Origin of the sequence: Nonomuraea sp. NPDC050680, assembly GCF_040654555.1 — a bacterium.
Classification (GTDB): domain Bacteria; phylum Actinomycetota; class Actinomycetes; order Streptosporangiales; family Streptosporangiaceae; genus Nonomuraea.
Map to the genome: position 1 here is coordinate 42,362 of NZ_JBFAIF010000007.1, position 16,842 is coordinate 59,203.

At 71.0% G+C, this 16,842-nt stretch carries 20 protein-coding genes; 11 read left to right on the plus strand and 9 right to left on the minus strand.

Translation table 11 applies throughout. The annotated features are described in order from the left end of the window. Positions 1-53 precede the first annotated feature (53 nt). Complete coding sequence (locus AB0H88_RS24560; RefSeq protein ID WP_357648116.1) at positions 54-1,031, minus strand: YafY family protein; 978 nt, start codon at positions 1,029-1,031, stop codon at positions 54-56. A 44-nt stretch (positions 1,032-1,075) separates the two neighbouring features. Between AB0H88_RS24560 and AB0H88_RS24565 the strand changes: the two genes are divergently transcribed. Beyond that, the gene (locus AB0H88_RS24565; protein WP_357648118.1) at positions 1,076-1,528 is read left to right on the plus strand and encodes a hypothetical protein; all 453 of its coding nucleotides are present in this window, start codon (positions 1,076-1,078) and stop codon (positions 1,526-1,528) included. Between the two features lie 33 nt (positions 1,529-1,561). On the opposite strand, the gene AB0H88_RS24570 is transcribed toward AB0H88_RS24565, so the two are convergent. The 4 genes from AB0H88_RS24570 to AB0H88_RS24585 form a co-directional block, all read right to left on the minus strand. Next, positions 1,562-2,347 carry a hypothetical protein gene (locus tag AB0H88_RS24570; RefSeq protein WP_357648120.1) on the minus strand — a complete coding sequence of 262 codons (786 nt, stop codon included), beginning with the start codon at positions 2,345-2,347 and terminating at the stop codon, positions 1,562-1,564. A 70-nt stretch (positions 2,348-2,417) separates the two neighbouring features. Beyond that, entirely contained in the window at positions 2,418-2,924 is a 507-nt protein-coding gene (locus AB0H88_RS24575) for a hypothetical protein (protein ID WP_357648122.1), read from the minus strand. A gap of 64 nt (positions 2,925-2,988) precedes the next feature. Further along, entirely contained in the window at positions 2,989-4,785 is a 1,797-nt protein-coding gene (nhaA, locus tag AB0H88_RS24580; RefSeq protein WP_357648124.1) for a Na+/H+ antiporter NhaA, read from the minus strand. A gap of 175 nt (positions 4,786-4,960) precedes the next feature. After that, the gene (locus AB0H88_RS24585; protein WP_357648126.1) at positions 4,961-5,821 is read right to left on the minus strand and encodes a hypothetical protein; all 861 of its coding nucleotides are present in this window, start codon (positions 5,819-5,821) and stop codon (positions 4,961-4,963) included. Positions 5,822-6,126: 305 nt separating this feature from the next. Between AB0H88_RS24585 and AB0H88_RS24590 the strand changes: the two genes are divergently transcribed. Further along, positions 6,127-6,756 (plus strand): TetR/AcrR family transcriptional regulator C-terminal domain-containing protein, encoded by a 630-nt coding sequence (locus AB0H88_RS24590; protein ID WP_357648128.1) that lies wholly within the window; start codon positions 6,127-6,129, stop codon positions 6,754-6,756. Between the two features lie 86 nt (positions 6,757-6,842). Here AB0H88_RS24590 and AB0H88_RS24595 read toward each other — a convergent pair whose 3' ends face one another. Further along, on the minus strand, positions 6,843-8,345 hold the full coding sequence (locus AB0H88_RS24595; protein WP_357648130.1) for a M28 family peptidase: 1,503 nt from the start codon (positions 8,343-8,345) through the stop codon (positions 6,843-6,845). Between the two features lie 299 nt (positions 8,346-8,644). Here AB0H88_RS24595 and AB0H88_RS24600 point away from each other — a divergent pair, with 299 nt between their 5' ends. Continuing rightward, entirely contained in the window at positions 8,645-9,025 is a 381-nt protein-coding gene (locus AB0H88_RS24600; RefSeq protein ID WP_357648132.1) for a hypothetical protein, read from the plus strand. 13 nt (positions 9,026-9,038) lie between these two features. Here the strand turns inward: AB0H88_RS24600 and AB0H88_RS24605 are convergent, their stop codons facing one another. Both AB0H88_RS24605 and AB0H88_RS24610 read right to left on the minus strand, forming a co-directional pair. Beyond that, positions 9,039-9,533, minus strand: coding sequence for a DUF523 domain-containing protein (locus tag AB0H88_RS24605; RefSeq protein WP_357648134.1), 495 nt, complete (start codon positions 9,531-9,533; stop codon positions 9,039-9,041). Continuing rightward, positions 9,503-10,858, minus strand: coding sequence for a DHA2 family efflux MFS transporter permease subunit (locus tag AB0H88_RS24610; protein ID WP_357648136.1), 1,356 nt, complete (start codon positions 10,856-10,858; stop codon positions 9,503-9,505). Before AB0H88_RS24610 ends, AB0H88_RS24605 begins: the two co-directional genes overlap by 31 nt. Positions 10,859-10,912: 54 nt before the next feature. On the opposite strand from AB0H88_RS24610, the gene AB0H88_RS24615 reads away from it, so the two are divergent. From AB0H88_RS24615 to AB0H88_RS24640, 6 genes are all read left to right on the plus strand, one after another. Continuing rightward, positions 10,913-11,602, plus strand: a complete 690-nt coding sequence (locus AB0H88_RS24615; RefSeq protein ID WP_357648138.1) for a TetR/AcrR family transcriptional regulator C-terminal domain-containing protein — start codon at positions 10,913-10,915, stop codon at positions 11,600-11,602. A gap of 10 nt (positions 11,603-11,612) precedes the next feature. Further along, positions 11,613-11,975, plus strand: a complete 363-nt coding sequence (locus AB0H88_RS24620; RefSeq protein WP_357648140.1) for a hypothetical protein — start codon at positions 11,613-11,615, stop codon at positions 11,973-11,975. Then, positions 11,972-12,352: a hypothetical protein gene (locus AB0H88_RS24625; protein WP_357648142.1), complete on the plus strand. Its 381-nt coding sequence runs from the start codon at positions 11,972-11,974 to the stop codon at positions 12,350-12,352. Before AB0H88_RS24620 ends, AB0H88_RS24625 begins: the two co-directional genes overlap by 4 nt. A 30-nt stretch (positions 12,353-12,382) precedes the next feature. Further along, on the plus strand, positions 12,383-13,069 hold the full coding sequence (locus AB0H88_RS24630; RefSeq protein ID WP_357648144.1) for an SRPBCC family protein: 687 nt from the start codon (positions 12,383-12,385) through the stop codon (positions 13,067-13,069). A 125-nt stretch (positions 13,070-13,194) separates the two neighbouring features. Next, positions 13,195-14,442, plus strand: a complete 1,248-nt coding sequence (locus AB0H88_RS24635; protein ID WP_357648146.1) for an MFS transporter — start codon at positions 13,195-13,197, stop codon at positions 14,440-14,442. Continuing rightward, positions 14,439-15,260: a metal-dependent hydrolase gene (locus tag AB0H88_RS24640; protein WP_357648148.1), complete on the plus strand. Its 822-nt coding sequence runs from the start codon at positions 14,439-14,441 to the stop codon at positions 15,258-15,260. Before AB0H88_RS24635 ends, AB0H88_RS24640 begins: the two co-directional genes overlap by 4 nt. Here the strand turns inward: AB0H88_RS24640 and AB0H88_RS24645 are convergent. Continuing rightward, a complete protein-coding gene (locus tag AB0H88_RS24645; protein ID WP_357648150.1) occupies positions 15,247-15,984 on the minus strand; it encodes a dienelactone hydrolase family protein in 738 nt (245 codons plus the stop codon). The genes AB0H88_RS24640 and AB0H88_RS24645 overlap by 14 nt on opposite strands. A 102-nt stretch (positions 15,985-16,086) precedes the next feature. Here AB0H88_RS24645 and AB0H88_RS24650 point away from each other — a divergent pair, with 102 nt between their 5' ends. After that, positions 16,087-16,302, plus strand: coding sequence for a helix-turn-helix domain-containing protein (locus AB0H88_RS24650; RefSeq protein ID WP_357648152.1), 216 nt, complete (start codon positions 16,087-16,089; stop codon positions 16,300-16,302). A 4-nt stretch (positions 16,303-16,306) separates the two neighbouring features. Beyond that, positions 16,307-16,837: a Clp protease N-terminal domain-containing protein gene (locus tag AB0H88_RS24655; protein ID WP_357648154.1), complete on the plus strand. Its 531-nt coding sequence runs from the start codon at positions 16,307-16,309 to the stop codon at positions 16,835-16,837. Positions 16,838-16,842 lie beyond the last annotated feature (5 nt).

Sequence of the window (16,842 nt, forward strand, 5' to 3'; positions counted from 1 at the left end):
ATCACCTGTGGTGACGGGGAGTCAGTTCACCGGCCGTGGTGACGGGGGTCAGTTCACCGGCCGTGGTAGCGGCGGGTCAGCTCCTCGGCCGTGGTGGCGACGCGGTCGCGGAGCTCGGCGGGGGCGAGGACCTCGACGTCCGTGCCGAGCCGGAGGAACTCACCCGCCGCGTGCTCGATCGACTCGATCGGGACCGTCACCTGAGTCCAGCCCTCGCCGTCCGGCGGCCGCGCGCTCTCCTTCGCCGCCGCCGCGACCCCGGGCGTCATGAGGTTGGCCAGCAGCCGCATCCCGTGCGGCGACAGCCGGATCACCGCCTCGCCCCACCGCAACCGGGCCTCGAACTCGGCCAGGTACGCCTGCCAGTAGGCGGCCAGGTCGAAGCCGTCGGGCCGGGTGAACCGCTCGGGCAGCGCGTGCAGGCCGAGGATCTGTGACACCCGGTAGGTACGCACCTGCTCACCGGCCCGCGCCACCAGATACCAGCGACCCGCCTTGACCACCAGCCCGTACGGCTCCAGCCGCCGCTCGACCTCCTGAGGCGCCTTCCAGCGGCGGTATCTGACCTCCAGGACGCGCTCGTTCCACACGGCGTCGGCCACGGCGGGCAGGTGCGTCACCGGCTGCTGGTCGCGGTACCAGGTCGGGGCGTCCAGGTGGAAGCGCTCCTGGATCCGCCCGGCTCGGTCGCGCAGCTCGACGGGCAGCGCGGCCATCAGCTTGAGCTGCGCCGCCGTCACCACGGCGGCCAGTCCCAGCTCGGCCGCGGGACCCGGCAGCCCGGCGAGGAACAACGACTCCGCCTCGTCCGTGGTCAGCCCGGTGAGCCTGGTGCGGTAGCCGTCGAGGAGCTGGTAGCCGCCTCTCGGCCCGGCGTCGCCGTACAGCGGGATGCCCGCGGTGTGCAGCGACTCGACGTCGCGGTAGATCGTCCGTACGGAGACCTCGAGCCGCTCGGCCAGCTCCTGGGCCGTCATGCGTCCTCGCGTCTGCAGCAGCAGGAGGAGGGAGACCAGCCGGGAGGCGCGCATTCACTGACACTACCTGTCAGTGACCCTGCTCTACGTTCGTCCGCATGAACGACTTCGACTTCTTCGCCGGCTCCTGGAACGTCATCCACCGCAGGCTCGTCAAGCCGCTGACGGGCAGTGACGAGTGGGACGAGTTCCCCGGCACCAGCGTGGCCAGCCGCCACTTCGACGGCGCGGCGAGCTTCGACGAGATCAAGTGCCCAGCCAGGGGCTTCACCGGGCTGACCATCCGGATCTTCAACCCCGCGACACAGCAGTGGTCGATCTACTGGGCCAGCACCTCCAGGGGAACGCTCGACACGACGCCCATGGTCGGTGCCTTCGACGGCGACCGGGGCGAGTTCTACGGCGAGGAACAGCACGACGGCGCGCCGGTGCGCTGCCGGTTCATCTGGACCGTGCACGGTCCGGACTCCTGCCGGTGGGAGCAGGCCTTCTCGGCAGACGGCGGGCAGACCTGGGAGACCAACTGGACCATGGACTTCACGCGGGCGTGACGCTGTCGAGCAACCCGTCCTGGACCATGGACTTCACGCGGGCGTGACGCTGTCGAGCACCCCGTCGAGGGCCCGGCGGGCGGCGTCGCCGTCGGGCACCGTGCTGCCGTACACATAGGAGAGGCCGCCGTCGGCGGTGTGTACCGCCACGATGCGGACATAAGCCGGATCCTTGGTGGCGCTCTTGAACACCACCCGGAACGACGCCGTGGCCGCCGGCTGACCGCCGACCTCCAGCGCCCGGGTGCGCAGGCCGTCCCGGCTGCCCAGGTCGGGCAGGAACCGCCGGGCCGTGTCCAGTGCCACGGCGTCGGCCGTGGCCTGCAACTGCTCGGACGTGGCGGCGCCGCCGATGCCGCCCTGCCGCTGCGGGAAGGCGACCACGATCGCGCCGCCTGCGGCGATGCCCGAGGTGGAGGACGGCCGGTCGGCCTTCGTCCAGCCCGCCGGGATCAGGTAGGACACCTGGGCCTTGGTGTCGGTGACCCGCGCGGGCGTCTGCGCGGCCGGTTCGGCGGTCGGCTGCGAGCCCGGTTTGACGGGTGGCTCGACGGTGCTCCGGGCCCACAGGAGGGCGACCACGGCCACGACGACCACCAGGATCGCGATCCCGCCGACCACGATCACCCACCACCAGCCCGACTTCGGCGGCTTGGCCTCGTATTGGGGGACATCGGGGAGCATGTCGGGGGTGTACGGCAGGCGCTGGGTGTAAGGGCTTTGGCCGTGATCCTGGTGGGGTGGCTCGGGTTGCGGCCAGCGGTGCCTGATGGTCCGGTTGGGGTCGGGTCCGGGCTGATCCGGCTGCTCTGGAGTCATGATCCCCTCGGACGTCCGCAAAGAGCTTTTATCCAGACATTGTCACATTCCTTGGCGATCGCGCGGCTGGTTAGCCCTGCGGGCTCTGCCAGCCGGGCCGTTCGGGGTCCTGCCAGCCCGGCTGCCGGCTCGGGGGCGGCTGCGGCGGGGACTGCGGCTGCCACTCGGGCTGCTGGGGCTGCGGCTGTTGTGGTTGCTGGGGTTGCTGCCAGCCGTGCGGCTGCGGGGGTTGCGGCCAGCCCGGCGTCTGCCGCAGCTGGGCCGGGGCGCGGCGGGCGACCACGGCCCAGATCAGCAACCCCACGCCGACGGCGGTGATGAGCGTGGCGATCGTCTCTATCGCGACCAGCACCATGCTGAACGCGTTGATGCCGACCGCGCGCATCAGGCTTCCCTGCGACATGAGGCGCACGATGCTGAGGAGTTCGCCGAACAGGAGCAGGAGGCAGCCGAACATTCCCAAGGTGGCCGCCCGGCCGTGCTCCGCCTTCGCCTTGGCCGTCAGCACGACACCCACGATCAGCAGGCTGCTCATCAGCAGCCTGAGGATGATGTAGAGCACATTGGCTAATGACATACGTCCTCGTCCTCCGGCTCCGGCACGCACGTATTTTCGAGCGATCTCTCGTCGAGAGGCGACCTTACGTGGATTGGCGCGCGCTTTCCACTGCCTTGGTGATCGAACGGAGATCCAGGTCGCCCTGGTAGCGGACACCGTTCAGGAACAGCGTGGGTGTCCCGCGGACGCCGCTCGCGCGGCCCGACTCCTCGTCCCGGTCGACCCGCGCCGCCTGCGCGGGCACGTCGGGCCACGGCTCGACGTCCAGTTCGGCGGCGTAGCGGGCCAGGTCGGTGTCGGTCAGGAAGCGCTGGTTGTCGAAGAGGGTGTCGTGCATCTCCCAGAACCGGCCCTCCCTCGCCGCCGCCTCGGCGACCACCGCGGCGGGAAAGGCCCGGGGGTGCACCGTGCGCAGCGGGAAGTGCCTGAACACGAGGCGCACGTCGGCGGACTTCCGCAGCAGCTCGCCCAGGACCGGATGGAGAGCTCCGCAGTAGGGGCACTCGAAGTCGCCGTACTCCACGATCGTCACCCGCGCGTCCGCCGGCCCCCGTACGTGGTCGTCGGGTCCCACGGGCTCGGTCAGCAGCTCGGGTAGTTCCTCCTCCGGTTCGGCGTCGGGAGGCGCGCACACCCCGCCCCGGTCCCAGGCCAGCCGGAAGATCGCCCCGCCCATCAGCGCCGCCAGCAGCGACCCGGCCAGGATGCCGATCTTCGCCTGGCTCTGCACCGCCGGGTCGTCGAAGGCCAGGTCCACGATGAACAGCGCCACCGTGAACCCGATGCCGGACACCGCCGCCCCGCCCAGCAACTGCCCCCAGACCAGGTTGCCGGGCAGGATCCCCCAGCCGAACCGCAGCGGCAGCCAGGTGCCCAGCGAGATGCCGACGAACTTGCCCAGCAGCAGTCCGGCCGCCACCCCGATCGTGATGGGCGAGGTCAAGGCCGTGCGCAGCGCCTCAGCGTCGAGCCGGACACCCGCGTTGGCCAGCGCGAAGATCGGCACGATCACATAGCTGCTCCAGGGGTGGAGCAGGAGCTGCAGCCGCTCGTTGACGGACACGGCCCGCCGCAGCGTGCGCGCCGCCACCCTGGCCGCCCGCGGGCTCGGGTCGCTGGTGAACTCGTGTACGGCCTCGTCGGCGCGGAGCAACTTGCGGTCGCTGGGCGCGTACACGAACACCAGGATGCCCAGCGCGATGCCGACCAGCGTCGGATGCACGCCGCTCTCCAGCGTGGCCACCCACAGCGCGAACCCGAGCACGATGTACGCGGGCGCCCGCCAGATCCTCAGCCACCGCAGCGTCATGATCGCCGCCAGCAGCGCCGCGGCGACCACCAGGGCGATCACGTCCAGGCTCGCGGTGTAGAAGAGCGCGATGATGATGATCGCCAGCACGTCGTCTACGATCGCCAGCGTCAGCAGGAACACCCGCAACGGCTCCGGGCACCGCGCGCCCACGATGGCGAGCATGCCGAGCACGAACGCGGTGTCGGTGGCGATCGGCACCCCCCACCCACCGGCCGCGGGCCCACCCGCGTTCAGCGCCAGGTAGACACCGGCCGGCACCATCATCCCGCCCAGCGCCGCGACCGTCGGCACCGCGATCAACCGCCGATCCCGCAGTTGACCGAGCCGCGCCTCGTACGAGATCTCCAGGCCGATGAGGAAGAAGAAGACGGTCATGAGGCCGTCATTGACCCAGTGGCGCAGGTCGAGCTCGAACGTGGCGCTGCCGAACGACAGGCCCATGCCGGTGTGCCAGAAGGATTCGTATGTGCCGCCCCAGGGGGAGTTCGCCCACAGCAGAGCAAGCAGGGTGGCCGCCAGCAGCACGCTGGTGCCGCCGGTCTCGGTCTTGAAGAACGCCCGCAACATGTCAGGACCCCCGGCGTCCGATGATAGGCGGCGCGCGGGTGAGACCGAAGGCAGGCGGCGAGGTTGGCCTCGCATCGGCCGCCCCACCGGGCTTCAGGGGTGGAGCGGCTGGTCGGAGCACTTCCGGGGTGGTGAGGGGGCTGCTCGGGACAGGAGCCGCGCCGCTATCGGGTGCTCACGAGGTCGGGGTAGGCGTTGGGGTCGGGGTCTCTGTGATCGTCGGTGTCGGGTCGGGGGCCGGGGTGTCTGTGGGGGTCTCGGTCGGGGTCGGGGTCACGGTCTCGGTGGGTGTGGGGCAGGCGGTCGGGGTCCGCCAGGTCGGCGGGTTCATCCACCACTGCTTCGACTGCCACCAGCCGTGGCTCCGGAAGTTCTTGGTGGGCCTCGACAGGTCGAAGACGTAAGCGGCCGTCGCCGTCGCTGTTGGCGCGGTGGTCTCGGTGGGCGCCAATGTCGCCGCGACTGTGGGCGTTTCCGTGGGTGTCTCGGTCGGCGTTTCGGTGGGAATTTCGGTCGGCGTCTCTGTGGGGGTCGCGGTGGGGGTCGCAGTGGGTGTCTCTGTCGGTGTCTCGGTCGGTGTCTCTGTGGGCGTCTCTGTGGGTGTCTCTGTGGGGGGCGTTGTGCCGGTGTCGCCGTTGGCGGTGGCGGTCACCGACACCCAGTCGCCCTCCTTGATCTTGCTGGTGCCTCGGCGTCCCGCGATCGTGCGGGTGGACCCGCCGATGGCGTACACCTTCTCGAAGCCGTCCTGGCTCTTCACGGTGATGGAGTCCGCCGCGACGGCGGTCGCCTGCCCGGTCTGGGCGAGCAGCATGACGACGCCGCAACCGTCCTTGGTCGCCACCGCGAACTCGCCGTGCATCGCGCCGACGAAGCCCCAAGGGCTGATCGGCGGCAATTCGGTCGCGGTGGGAGACGATGTCGGCGTCTCGGTCGGGGTCTCGGTGGGTGTCTCGCTGATCGTGGGCGTGGGAGTCGGCGTCTCCGCCGGTGTTCCCGACGCCGCCGCGGCTACTCCGATCCCGCTCGTCGCCATCAGTGCGACGGTCGCGGCAACGATCAGCGGTCGTGGGACGCGCCTGCGCGGCTCGTCCGGTCCGATCGACAGGTCCTCGTTTGGGTGGTCAGAACGCGTTGGCGTCACTATGTCCTCCAGCTGAGTTCCTCCGATTCAATCCCGGCTGGTCTAAACCGGGAGTAAGCCGGACGACAGTCACATGTGACCCGCGGTGCCATCGCGTACCGCTGGAAACGGAGAACCGGCAGGTGACGGCCCGTCTGGCGCAGATAAGCTGGAAATCGATGGACAGGGCAACGCGACCCCGATTGAGCCGCGAAACCATGATCGAGACGGCGCTGCGGCTGCTCGACGAGGTCGGGCTGGAGGGGCTGACGGTGCGCCGGCTCGCCGCCGAGTTCGACGTCCAGTCGCCCGCGCTCTATTGGCACATACGCACCAAACAGCAGTTGCTCGACGGGATGGCCGACGCGATCATCCTGGCCTCCGGGATGGGACCGCCCCTCGACGAAGAGTCCTGGCAGGAGTGGCTCGCCCGCCGCGCTCGCGCCTACCGCGACTCGCTGCTCGCGCACCGCGACGGCGCCCGCATCGTCTGCGCCGCGGTTCAGCTCCGGCCGGCGACGGTCCGGATGTTCGACGAGGAGCTGAGTGCCATGGTCGACCGCGGATTCACGCCGGCTCAGGCGCTGCGGACGATCACCGGCATCACCCACTATGTCAACGGCTTCGTCCTGCAGAAGCAGGTGCGGGCGGAGCGCCCGGAGTCCGCCGCTCCGCCGGGTGAGCGGCTCGCCGTCCTGGCGGCCCGGCCCGACCGCGGCGCCTCGGCCCCGCTGATCGCGGCTCTCCTGGAGGGTGGCGATCCCCTCGGGGAGGAGGCCTTCGAACACGGGCTGCGCGCGTTCATCGACGGTACGGCCGCCGCCCTCCACGCCTCCGGACAGCAATGAGCCCAGGCTTGGGCCAGCAATGAGCCCAGGCTTCGGACAGCAATGAGCCCAGGCCCCGCGCGGCCCGGGCTCATTGGGTCATTTACCTACCGGGTGATCTTGACGTCGTCCACGCCCGCCTCGACCAGGCTGGCCCCTGACGCGTCGGCGGCCTCGATCACGACGCGGACGCTCTGCCCGGCGAAGGCGGAGATGTCGGCGGTGGCCGTACTCCAGGCCGCGTCTCGGTTGCTCGCGGCCCCCAACTGCTGGAACACCGTGCTGGAAGTGCTCCCCACCACCCTGACACGGAAGAAGTCGGCGGTGGAGGCGTTGCTGCCGTGCGCGAGATACCACGAGAGCGACAGCCGGAGCGTCCCGCCGGTCGGCAGGGTGATCGGCGGCGACTGGATCGAGGTGGTGCCGCCGTCCAGGTCGTTCTCGCCCGCGCCGGCCCCGGCCAGTCTGCCGGTGACCAGGTCGTTCGTGCCGCTCACCGTGGTGCCGAGCTGCTTGGTGCCGCTGGAGGTCGTCGCTTCCGGGTCGCCGCGCTCCCACTGGCCGGTGGTCGCGGTGTCGGTGCCGCCGGCGTTGGTGACCCAGCCGGTGGCGCTCTCGAATGTGTCCGACCAGACGGTCGCGGGCGGTGTGGCGGTGGCGATCGTCCAGACGGAGTAGGCGATGGCGTCGGCGTTGCGGTCGAGAGCGGTGTCGTTGATGTTGGCGCTCGTGTCGCAGGACCGGTGGTAGCAGGCGTCGAACGCCTGGCCGGCCGTACCGCCCCAGAGCTGTGCCTGCGCGCTCGACTTGATCCCCTCAGCGCCCGTGAACGTGCCGCCCGCCGCGATGCCGACCGCGATGAACGGGCCGTAGTCGGAGCGGCCGTCGAAGTCGGTGCCGCGGGTCGGGACGCCGATGGAGGAGAAGTACGCCGCCAGGGTCTGCTCCAGCTCCGCCGACCCGGCCGGGCCCGGCCCGGAGCCGACGCCGTCGGAGTTGTCGCCATCGTAGAGGAAGTAGCCGGGGTTGGGGGAGCCGACCATGTCGAAGTTCAGGTACGCCTTGATCTTGGCGCGTTCGGTGGCCGGCAGGTTGTTCACGTAGAACTGTGAGCCGCGCAGCCCCAGCTCCTCGGCGCCCCACCAGGCGAAGCGCAGGTGCTTCGTGGGCTGCAGCGCCTGGCGCGAGACCTCCAGCGCGACCTCCAGGATCGACGCCGAGCCCGAGCCGTTGTCGTTGATGCCGGGTCCGGCGGTGACGCTGTCGAGATGGGAGCCGGTCATGAGGATGTCGTTGGGGTCGCCGCCCGGCCAGTCGGCGATCACGTTGTAGCCGGTGGCGCCGTTGTAGGTGAACGACTGCAGCGTCGTGGTGTACCCGGCGGCGTCCAGCTGGCCCTTCACGTAGTTGGCCGAGGCCAGGTAGCCGGTCCGGCCGTGCGCGCGGGTGCCGCCGTTGTTGGTGGCGATCGTCTGCAGCTGCGTCAGGTGGGCTTTGACGTTGCTGAGGGAGATGTTCGGCGGTGCCGCCGCGACGGCCGCTGGTGTGGGCGCGCTGAGCGCCAGGGGTAAGGCCAGCGCGAGAGCACCTAATGCCGCGAGGAGCTTCATCGGGGGGTTCCTCCGTGGGGGGTGGACAGAGGTCAGGTCGCTAGATCCCGGTCTGGGATGTGTGGCAGGCGCGGACAGCCCCGTAAACAGCCGCGCTGCCTGAACGTAACTAGCGGACTTGATCCTGAGAAGACCCATTTGTCACAGCTGTCCACATAGGGACAGCCAGGGGTCGCTTCTCAGGCCCGTACGGTAGGGACGGTGCGGGCCTGCGATGGCGCTCACTACTACGGACGGCGTAGCCGAGCCATAGCCGTACAGCCGATTCCCAGCGCCGCCCCAGGTGCGAACGTGACCGCATGGACGCACTGCGGAAAGCACTGGGAGCCCTCTCGGCGACCTACGCGCTGATCTTCTTCTGCGCGGCGCTGCTGCACACCGGGCTCCCGCTCGGCCCGCTGCGCGAGCCCGTGATCGTGCCGGCGACGATCGTGGAGACGCTCTGCGGCCTGGCCATGCTCGTCGGCGCCCACGGCGCGCTGAGCCGTCGGCCGTGGGCGTGGGACGGCTTGTTCCACACCCACGCGGGCGCGCTGGCCGGGGTGCTGATGGGGATACTCGCGATGGCGTTCGGCGCGGCCGAGACGACCGCGCTGAACACCTGGTATCACCGCGCGATGGCGGCGCTGCTGATCGCGGGCCTGGCCGGCGCCGGCTTCGTGTCGAGGGTACGCAGGTAGGCGTCAGCCTCGGCTACGGGCCGAGAGTGCGCAGGTAGGCGTCGGCCTCGGCGACGTGGTCCTCGGTGAAGACGCGGATCCCGTTGAGCTCCAGCAGCGCCGTGGTGACGCCCTGGCCGGGGGTGCGCCGGCCCCGGAACGTGCCGTCGTAGACGGTCAGTGAGCCGCACGAGGGACTGCCCTCTTTCAGCACCGCCACCCGTATGCCGAAGGAGCGGGCGACGGCCAGCGCCGATCGCGCGCCCGCCAGGAACTCGGCCGTGACGTCGGAACCGTCGGCGGTGAGCACGCGGGCGGCCCCCGACAGCACGGCCGCGCCGCTCACGCCGCCTTCGATCTCGGCGGCCGGGCGCGGGGTCGGCAGCCCGCCCTCCACCTCGGGGCAGAACGGCACCAGGCGGCCCTCCTCGCGCCAGGCGGCGAGCCGGGCGTCGGCGCTGGTCTTGGCGCCGCCGTCATAGCGCACCCGCCGGCCCATCAGGCAGGCGCTGACGAGGACTCTCTCCATACAGTCGATTTTAGGAGCGCGATCGGCACCAGCGAGACGGCCGCCAGCGCGATCGCGCAGCCGAACGCGTAGGTGAACGGCTCGGCGGCGCCTGCCGTGGTGAAGACCTGTAGGAGTACGGCCAGCAGCGCCACGCCGAACGACGACGCCAGCCGTACCGAGATGTTGCTCAGCGTCGAGGCGGCGGGCATGGCGGCCCGGTCGAGCGTCTTGAACGCGGCGGCCGCCACGGACGGGGCGACCAGCCCGTGCCCGAGGCCCAGCACGAACATCGGGACGAGCCCGCCGAACAGCACGAACCCCAGCATGCCGAGCGTCGCCAGCACCACGCCCGCCGCGCCGACCCCGCGCGGCCCGCTCCGGTCGGTCAGCTTGCCGGCGATCGGCATGGTCAGGGCAGCACCGAGGCCCATCGGCGCCAGCAGCAGCCCCGCGTCGAGCGCGTCGCCGCCCTTGACCAGTTGGCTGTAGAGGGGGACGAGCACCGTGACGCCGAACAGCGCGGCCGAGTAGCAGATCAACGCGACCACCGCGGAGGCGAACGTACGGTCGCCGAACAGTCGCAGGTCGAGCAGCCCGCCCGGCGTCCGCACCGCCCGCACCGCGAACGCCGCCACCAGCGCGAGCCCGCCCCACAGCGCCGGATGGGCGAGCGAGGCGCCGTTGCCCACCTCCGACAGCCCGAACACCAGCGCGGCCAGACCGGGGGAGAGCAGTGCCAGGCCGAGCACGTCGAGGCGGCTCCCGCCGGTGGGCTGCCCACCGGGCAGCAGCTTGATCGCGGCCACCAGGGCGATGACGCAGACGGGCAGGTTCACCAGGAAGAGCCAGCGCCAGTCGAGGTCGCGCACGATCACGCCGCCGAGCACGGGCCCGAGCACCGGGGCCAGCATCGCGGGCACCGAGATCATGGCCATCGCCCGGCCCATCCGGTCCTGGCCCGCGGCCTGGGCGATCATCGCCTGGCCGACCGGCATGAGCAGGCCGCCGCCCAGCCCCTGGACCGCGCGGAAGGCGATCAGGGCGCCCACCGACCAGGCCGCGGCGCTCAGGGCGGAGCCGCCGGCGAACAGCACCAGCGAGGTCAGCCAGACCGTCTTCGTGCCGAACCGGCCGACGGCCCAGCCGGTGATCGGGATGGCCATGGACAGGGCCAGCAGGTAGCCGGTGATCACCCACTGCATGGTGGCGAGCGTCGTGTGGAAGTCGCGGGCCAGGGCGTTGACGGCCACATTCATGATCGTCGTGTCGAGAATCGTCATGATCACGCCCAGCAGGACCACCAGGCCGGTCATCTTGAGGGGATCTCGTACGCTGTATCGCATGCCGTACAACGTAACATAACTCGTACAGTGTATCGCCCCGCTTAGACTGGGGTCGTGAGTTCCGTCTGGTCGCGGCCCGCGCCGCAGCGACGCCCCGCGCTGACCCGGGAGGCGATCGTGGCCGCCGCGATCGCGATCGCCGACGCCGAAGGGCTGGGGGCCGTCTCGATCCGGCGCGTGGCCACCGAGCTGGGCGCCCGCGCGATGACCCTTTACTCCTACATCGAGCGCAAGGAAGACCTGCTCGACCTGATGGCCGACGAGATCGCCGCGGAGGTGCTGGTCGACGAGCCGCTGCCGGAGGACTGGCGCGAGGCGATCCTGACCATCGCCCGGCGTGAGCGGGAGATGGTGCTCCGGCACCCGTGGCGGGTCGACCTGGTCTCCCAGCGCGTCTCCGTCGGCCCCAACGGCCTGCGTCATGTCGAGCAGTCGCTGGCCGCGCTCGACGGGCTGGCGGTCGACCAGCTGGCCAAGTGGCGGATCCTGGCCGCGATCGACGACTACTCGCTGGGCTTCATCGTCCGCGAGTCGCTGGAACGTGCCGCGCCCCGCCGGATGGGGGTCAGTGACGCCGAGCGGACCGCCCTCGCCGAGCCCTACATGCGGGAGCTGGTCGCGAGCGGCGCGTTCCCCCGGCTCGCGCCGCTGATCGAAGGCGGGGTGGCGGGCGCCGACGACACCTACGAGCGAGGTCTCAACTGGCTGCTGGACGGAATCGAGAGCGACCTGTCCGGGCGATAGCCTTTTCCCGATGAACACCACCGTCGCCACGATCGTGATCGTCGGCTCGCTGCTGCTCGCCCTGGCGAGCCTGATCGCCGCGATCCGCAACCGGTCCATGGGCATGATCCTGCTCGTCGGGTTCGCCGTGCTGGAGGTGGCGGTGCTGGTCCAGGCGGGCATCGTGATCGCCGCGGTGGTCGGCGGCCAGGGCCCCGCCGAGAAGGGCACGCTCTACGGCTACCTGGCCGGTCAGGCGGTCATCCCGCCGGCGGGCGTCTTCCTCGCGCTGGCCGAGCGGAGCCGGTGGGGGCCGGCGATCCTGGCCGTGGCCGGGTTCGCGATCGCGGTGATGACGGGCCGGCTGCTGCAGATCTGGCAGGGCCTCCCATGAGCGGGCCGGCGATCGGCAGCGGGCCGGGCCGGGCGCTCGTCGCCGTCTACGGGCTCTTCGCGCTCGCCGCGGGCGCGCGGGCCACCGTGCAGATCCTCACCAAGTTCGGCGAGGCGCCGCTGGCCTACTCGCTGTCGGCGCTCGCCGCGCTGGTCTACATCCTGCTCACCGTCGCGCTGGCCCGTGGGGCGCGCACCCTCGCGCTGGCGGCGCTGGGCGTCGAGCTGGCGGGCGTGCTGCTCATCGGTACGGCCAGCGTCCTGGATCCGGCCGCTTTTCCGGAGGCCACCGTCTGGTCGGTCTACGGGAAGGGTTACCTGTTCATCCCGCTCGTCCTGCCGTTCGTCGGCCTCTACTGGTTGCTGCGCAGGCGTTAACGGGCCGGGGGCTCGGGCAGGGGCCCACTCATGAGCACGATCGAGCACTCCGTAGATGTCCAGGTCCCCGTCAGGGTGGCATACAACCAATGGACGCAGTTCGAGAGCTTCCCCGAGTTCATGGAGGGCGTCGAATCAGTCAAGCAACTCAGCGACACGCGTACGGCCTGGGTCACCGAGATCGCGGGAGTCAAGCGCGAGTTCGAGGCCGAGATCACCGAGCAGCACCCGGACGAGCGGATCGCCTGGCGGTCGGTCGACCGGCCGCACCAGGCGGGCGTGGTGACCTTCCACCACCTCGATCCGAACACGACCAAGGTCACGCTCCAGATGGAGTACGACCCTGAGGGCTTCGTCGAGACGGTCGGCGACTGGCTGCAGATCGTCCGTCTGCGCATCAGGAACGACATGGAACGCTTCAAGTCGTTCATCGAGTCGCGCGGCGGCGAGACCGGCGGCTGGCGCGGCGATGTGCCCGGGCCGCACCAGAGCGGTTCCGGCTACGACGCCGGCGACCAGCCGGTGCCGCCCGTGACCGGGGACCGGCCGACCCCGCCCGGCGGTGGTGACCGCCCGATGCCGCCCGGCACCATCGGCGGTGGCGGCGAGTTCCCCGGCGGCGCCACGCTCCCGCCGCCCGGCCCCGTGCCCAGCCCGCCGCCCGGCCCTGTACCCCCGCGTGAGGAGCCGCCGCAGGAGCCCCGCCCCATCCTGTGATGGCTTCACCGCAGACCCCCCGGGTGTTCTCGGGGGGTTTGCCATGTTTAGGAATAAATGCGGGTTTCGGGCCTGTTAACATGACGATTCATCCCATGACTTGATGAGTGGAGGACCGTCCCCGCATGAGCGTGCTCGCCCAAGAGGCCGACCAAGAGTCCAAAGGCAGATCCCTTGTCTGGCTTCTCGTGCTGGGAATCGTCCTCGCGGCGCTCAACCTGCGTACCGCGGTCACCAGCGTGGGCCCACTGCTCGACCAGGTCGCCACCGCGCTCGGCATGTCGAGCGTCGGCACCGGCCTGCTCACCACGCTACCCGTGCTGGCCTTCGCGACGGTCGGCGCGGTCACGCCCACGCTGGCCAGGCGCGTCGGTGAGCACCGGCTGCTGCTGCTCGCGCTCGTCACGCTCGGCGTGGGCATGCTCGTGCGCTCGCTGGTCGGCTCCGCGCCGGTGTTCCTGCTGAGCAGCGCGGTCGCGCTGTCGGGCGGGGCCGTCGGCAACGTGCTCATCCCGACGCTGATCAAGCGTCACTTCCCGGCTCGTACCGGGATCATGACCACCGTCTACACCGTGGCGCTGGCCGTCGGCACCATGCTCGCCGCCGCGGCCACCGTGCCGATCGAGCGCGCGTCAGGTGACTGGCACATCGCGCTCGGCGTGTGGGCGGCCCTGGCCGCCATCGCCGTCATTCCGTGGCTTGCGCTCCTGCGCAGTGAGCCGGAGCGGCGCATCGGCCAGGAGGACGCGGGCATCCGCCGGCTCGTCAGGAGCAAGCTGGCCTGGATGGTCGCGATCTACTTCGGCAGCCAGTCCATGATCGCTTACATCATGTTCGGCTGGCTCGCCACCATCCTCACCGACGGCGGCTACACCACCGGCCAGGCCGGGCTCCTGCTCGGCGTGTTCACCGCCTTGAGCATCCCGGTCTCGATCCTGGTGCCCGTCATCGCCTCCCGCTTCCGCGACCAGCGGCCGGTGGTCGTCGGGCTGGTCGCCAGCTACGCCATCGGGTTCGCCGGGCTGTGGCTCGCGCCGATCTCGACGGCGGCGGTCTGGGTGACGTTCGTGGCGATCGGCATGGGGTCGTTCCCGCTGGCGCTGATGATGCTCGCCCTGCGGACGCGTACGCCGGAGACCACCGCCGCGCTGTCGGCGTTCGGGCAGAGCGCCGGCTACCTGATCGCGGGTGCGGGGCCGCTGCTCGTGGGGGTGCTGCACCAGATGACCGGTGGGTGGACGCTGCCGTACGCGCTGATGTTCGCGGTGCTGGTCGTGCAGCTGCTCACCGGGCTGTACGCCGGACGCGACCGGTATCTCGAGGACGAGTCCCTGCCGGTGAGCAAGCCCGTCCCTGCCAGAATGGGCGGATGAACTCGACAGTTGTCACTTTCCCCGACGGTCATGTCAGTGGCCGCTCGGAAATCGTCGGGGCCGTGCCGGCGGGGGGTCGGCACGGTCTCGTCGTCGCCGAAACACCGTTCCACCCGCTCGATCACACCTGGCCGGACCAGCCCGCCGACCGGGGCACGATCGGCGGGCTGCCGGTGGCCGACTGCGTCACGGGGGCCCAGTCGGGCACCGGCGAAATCTTCCTCGGCCCCGACATCCCGGTACGCCGGGGCACCGAGGGCTGGGCCTGGCTGGTCGTCCACGTGACCGAGACCCCGCTGCCCGTGGGGACAGAGGTCGCGCTGGAGGTGGACCCCGGCCATCGGGCGGCCCTGTCGGCCGGGCACACCGCCTGCCACCTGGCCGCGCTCGCCCTGAACGCCGCCCTGGCCGGGCACTGGCGCAAGCCCGCGGCGCCCGACGGGCTCGGCCACCCGGACTTCGACCAGAGCGCGATCACCTCGTCGCGGATCTCCCCCTTCGGCAGCGAGGACGTCTACCGGCTCGGCAAGTCCCTGCGGAAGAAGGGGTTCTCCGCCGAGGGGCTGGATCTCTCGCAGGTCGCCTCGGAGGTGAACGACCGGCTCAAGGCGTGGGTCGCGGCCGACGCGGCGGTCTGGCTCGACGTGCCGGGGCCCGGGCTGACGGCCCGCCGTACGTGGCACTGCGCGCTGCCGGAAGGGGAGACCTCGATCCCGTGCGGCGGCACACATGTCCGGGGTACGGCGGAACTCGGGATCGTCACGGTCGAGCTGGATCTGGAGGATGCCGCGCTGACCATGCGTACTACTTGTCGCTGAGGAAGGCGAGTACCCGCTTCCAGGCGTCGGCGCAGGCCTGCTCGTGCTCGGCGGCGGTGGCGTCGAAGAAGCCGTGCGGGGCGCCCGGGTACGTGATCAGCTCGTGCGCCACCCCCGCCTCCGTCAGCGCCTCGCCGAACTCGCTCACCTGCTCACCGGTGATCCTCTCGTCGGCGCCCCCGAACAGGCCCAGGATCGGCGCGGCCAGCTCGGCCGCGTGCTGTGTCGGCCCGGGACCGTAGGGGCCCACGATGCCCGGCGCGCCGTAGAAGCCGATCACGCCCGCCAGCCCGAAGCGCGGCGCCGAGGCGAGGAACGCGTTGCGCCCGCCCGCGCAGAACCCGAGCGCCACCGCCGGCCTGCCCAGCCGGTCGGCCGCGGCCATGATGTCGTCCTGGATGGTCTCCCTGCTGAGCTTGGAGACGTGCTCCATGAAGGGGAAGTCCTCGCCCCGCTCGTCGTCGGCGGCGGTCCTGCCGTAGTAGTCGATGGCGATGGCCGGGTGACCCTGCTCCGCCAGCCGTACGGCGAGTTGCTTGTAGAAGTCGTGCAGCCCGCGCAGGTCGGGCAGGATGACCACGCCCGGCCCGTGGACGTCGTCGGGACGGGCCTCGTAGGCGGCGAACGTGGTGCCGTCGGCCGAGGCCAGCCTGATGTCGGCGGCGTTCGTGCCGGTGATGGGGGCGGCGTGGACGGGTGGTTTCGCATCGTTGTCGTAGCACATGATGGGGCGAAATTACCAAAGCCCCGATTCGGCCGACGGGCGCCGGGTCGTCAGTGTCAGCATGTGTTGACAAGCGGCTGCTTGTCAGCGCATGCTGACACCATGAAGGTCAACGAGCTGGCCGAGGCGGCCACCGATCGCGATCCCGGCGTGGGTCTGGCGGCCGTGGCCGCCCTGAGAGCTCTGCTGGAGGAGCTCGAGGCCACGCACGTGTCCAACGCCCGGGACCAGGGGTGGTCCTGGGAGCAGATCGCCGACGCCCTCGGGGTCAGGCGGCAGTCCGCGCACCGTAAGCACGCCCGCCGAGTCGGAAGGTAGCCACATGCTCGCCAGATTCACCGACCCCGCCCGCCGCACCCTGATCAGGGCCGGCACGCTGGCTCTCGACGCGGGACGCCCGGCGCTCACCCCTGACCTCCTGCTGCTCGCCCTGGCCGAGATCCGGCCGTTCTCGCTGGAGCGGTTCACCGTGACGGCTGAGGACGTGCGGGGGCAGGTGGATCTCGGTGATGCCCGTGAGCTGCTCGCCACTCTGGGGATCGACCTAGACGCCGTGCACCGCCGTACCAGGGAGGGGACCTCCGACCCCGCGCGGTGGCGACTGACGCGGTCGCGCCTCAAGCCGCTGCGGGTGACGCTGTACGGGCCGTTGGGGGCGGTGCCGCTGGCCATGCACGCGCGCAAGGCGGTGGAGGTGGCGATGTGGCGGCCGGGGGCGGTGACGGGGGAGCGGCTGCTCTGGGGGTTGCTGGCCGACTGTTCGAACGGGGTGGGGCGGATCCTGCGGGGTGGCGGGGTGGATCTGCGGGCGCTGGTGGAGGAGGCGGGGATACCGGTGGCCCGGACGGCGTAGCGGGT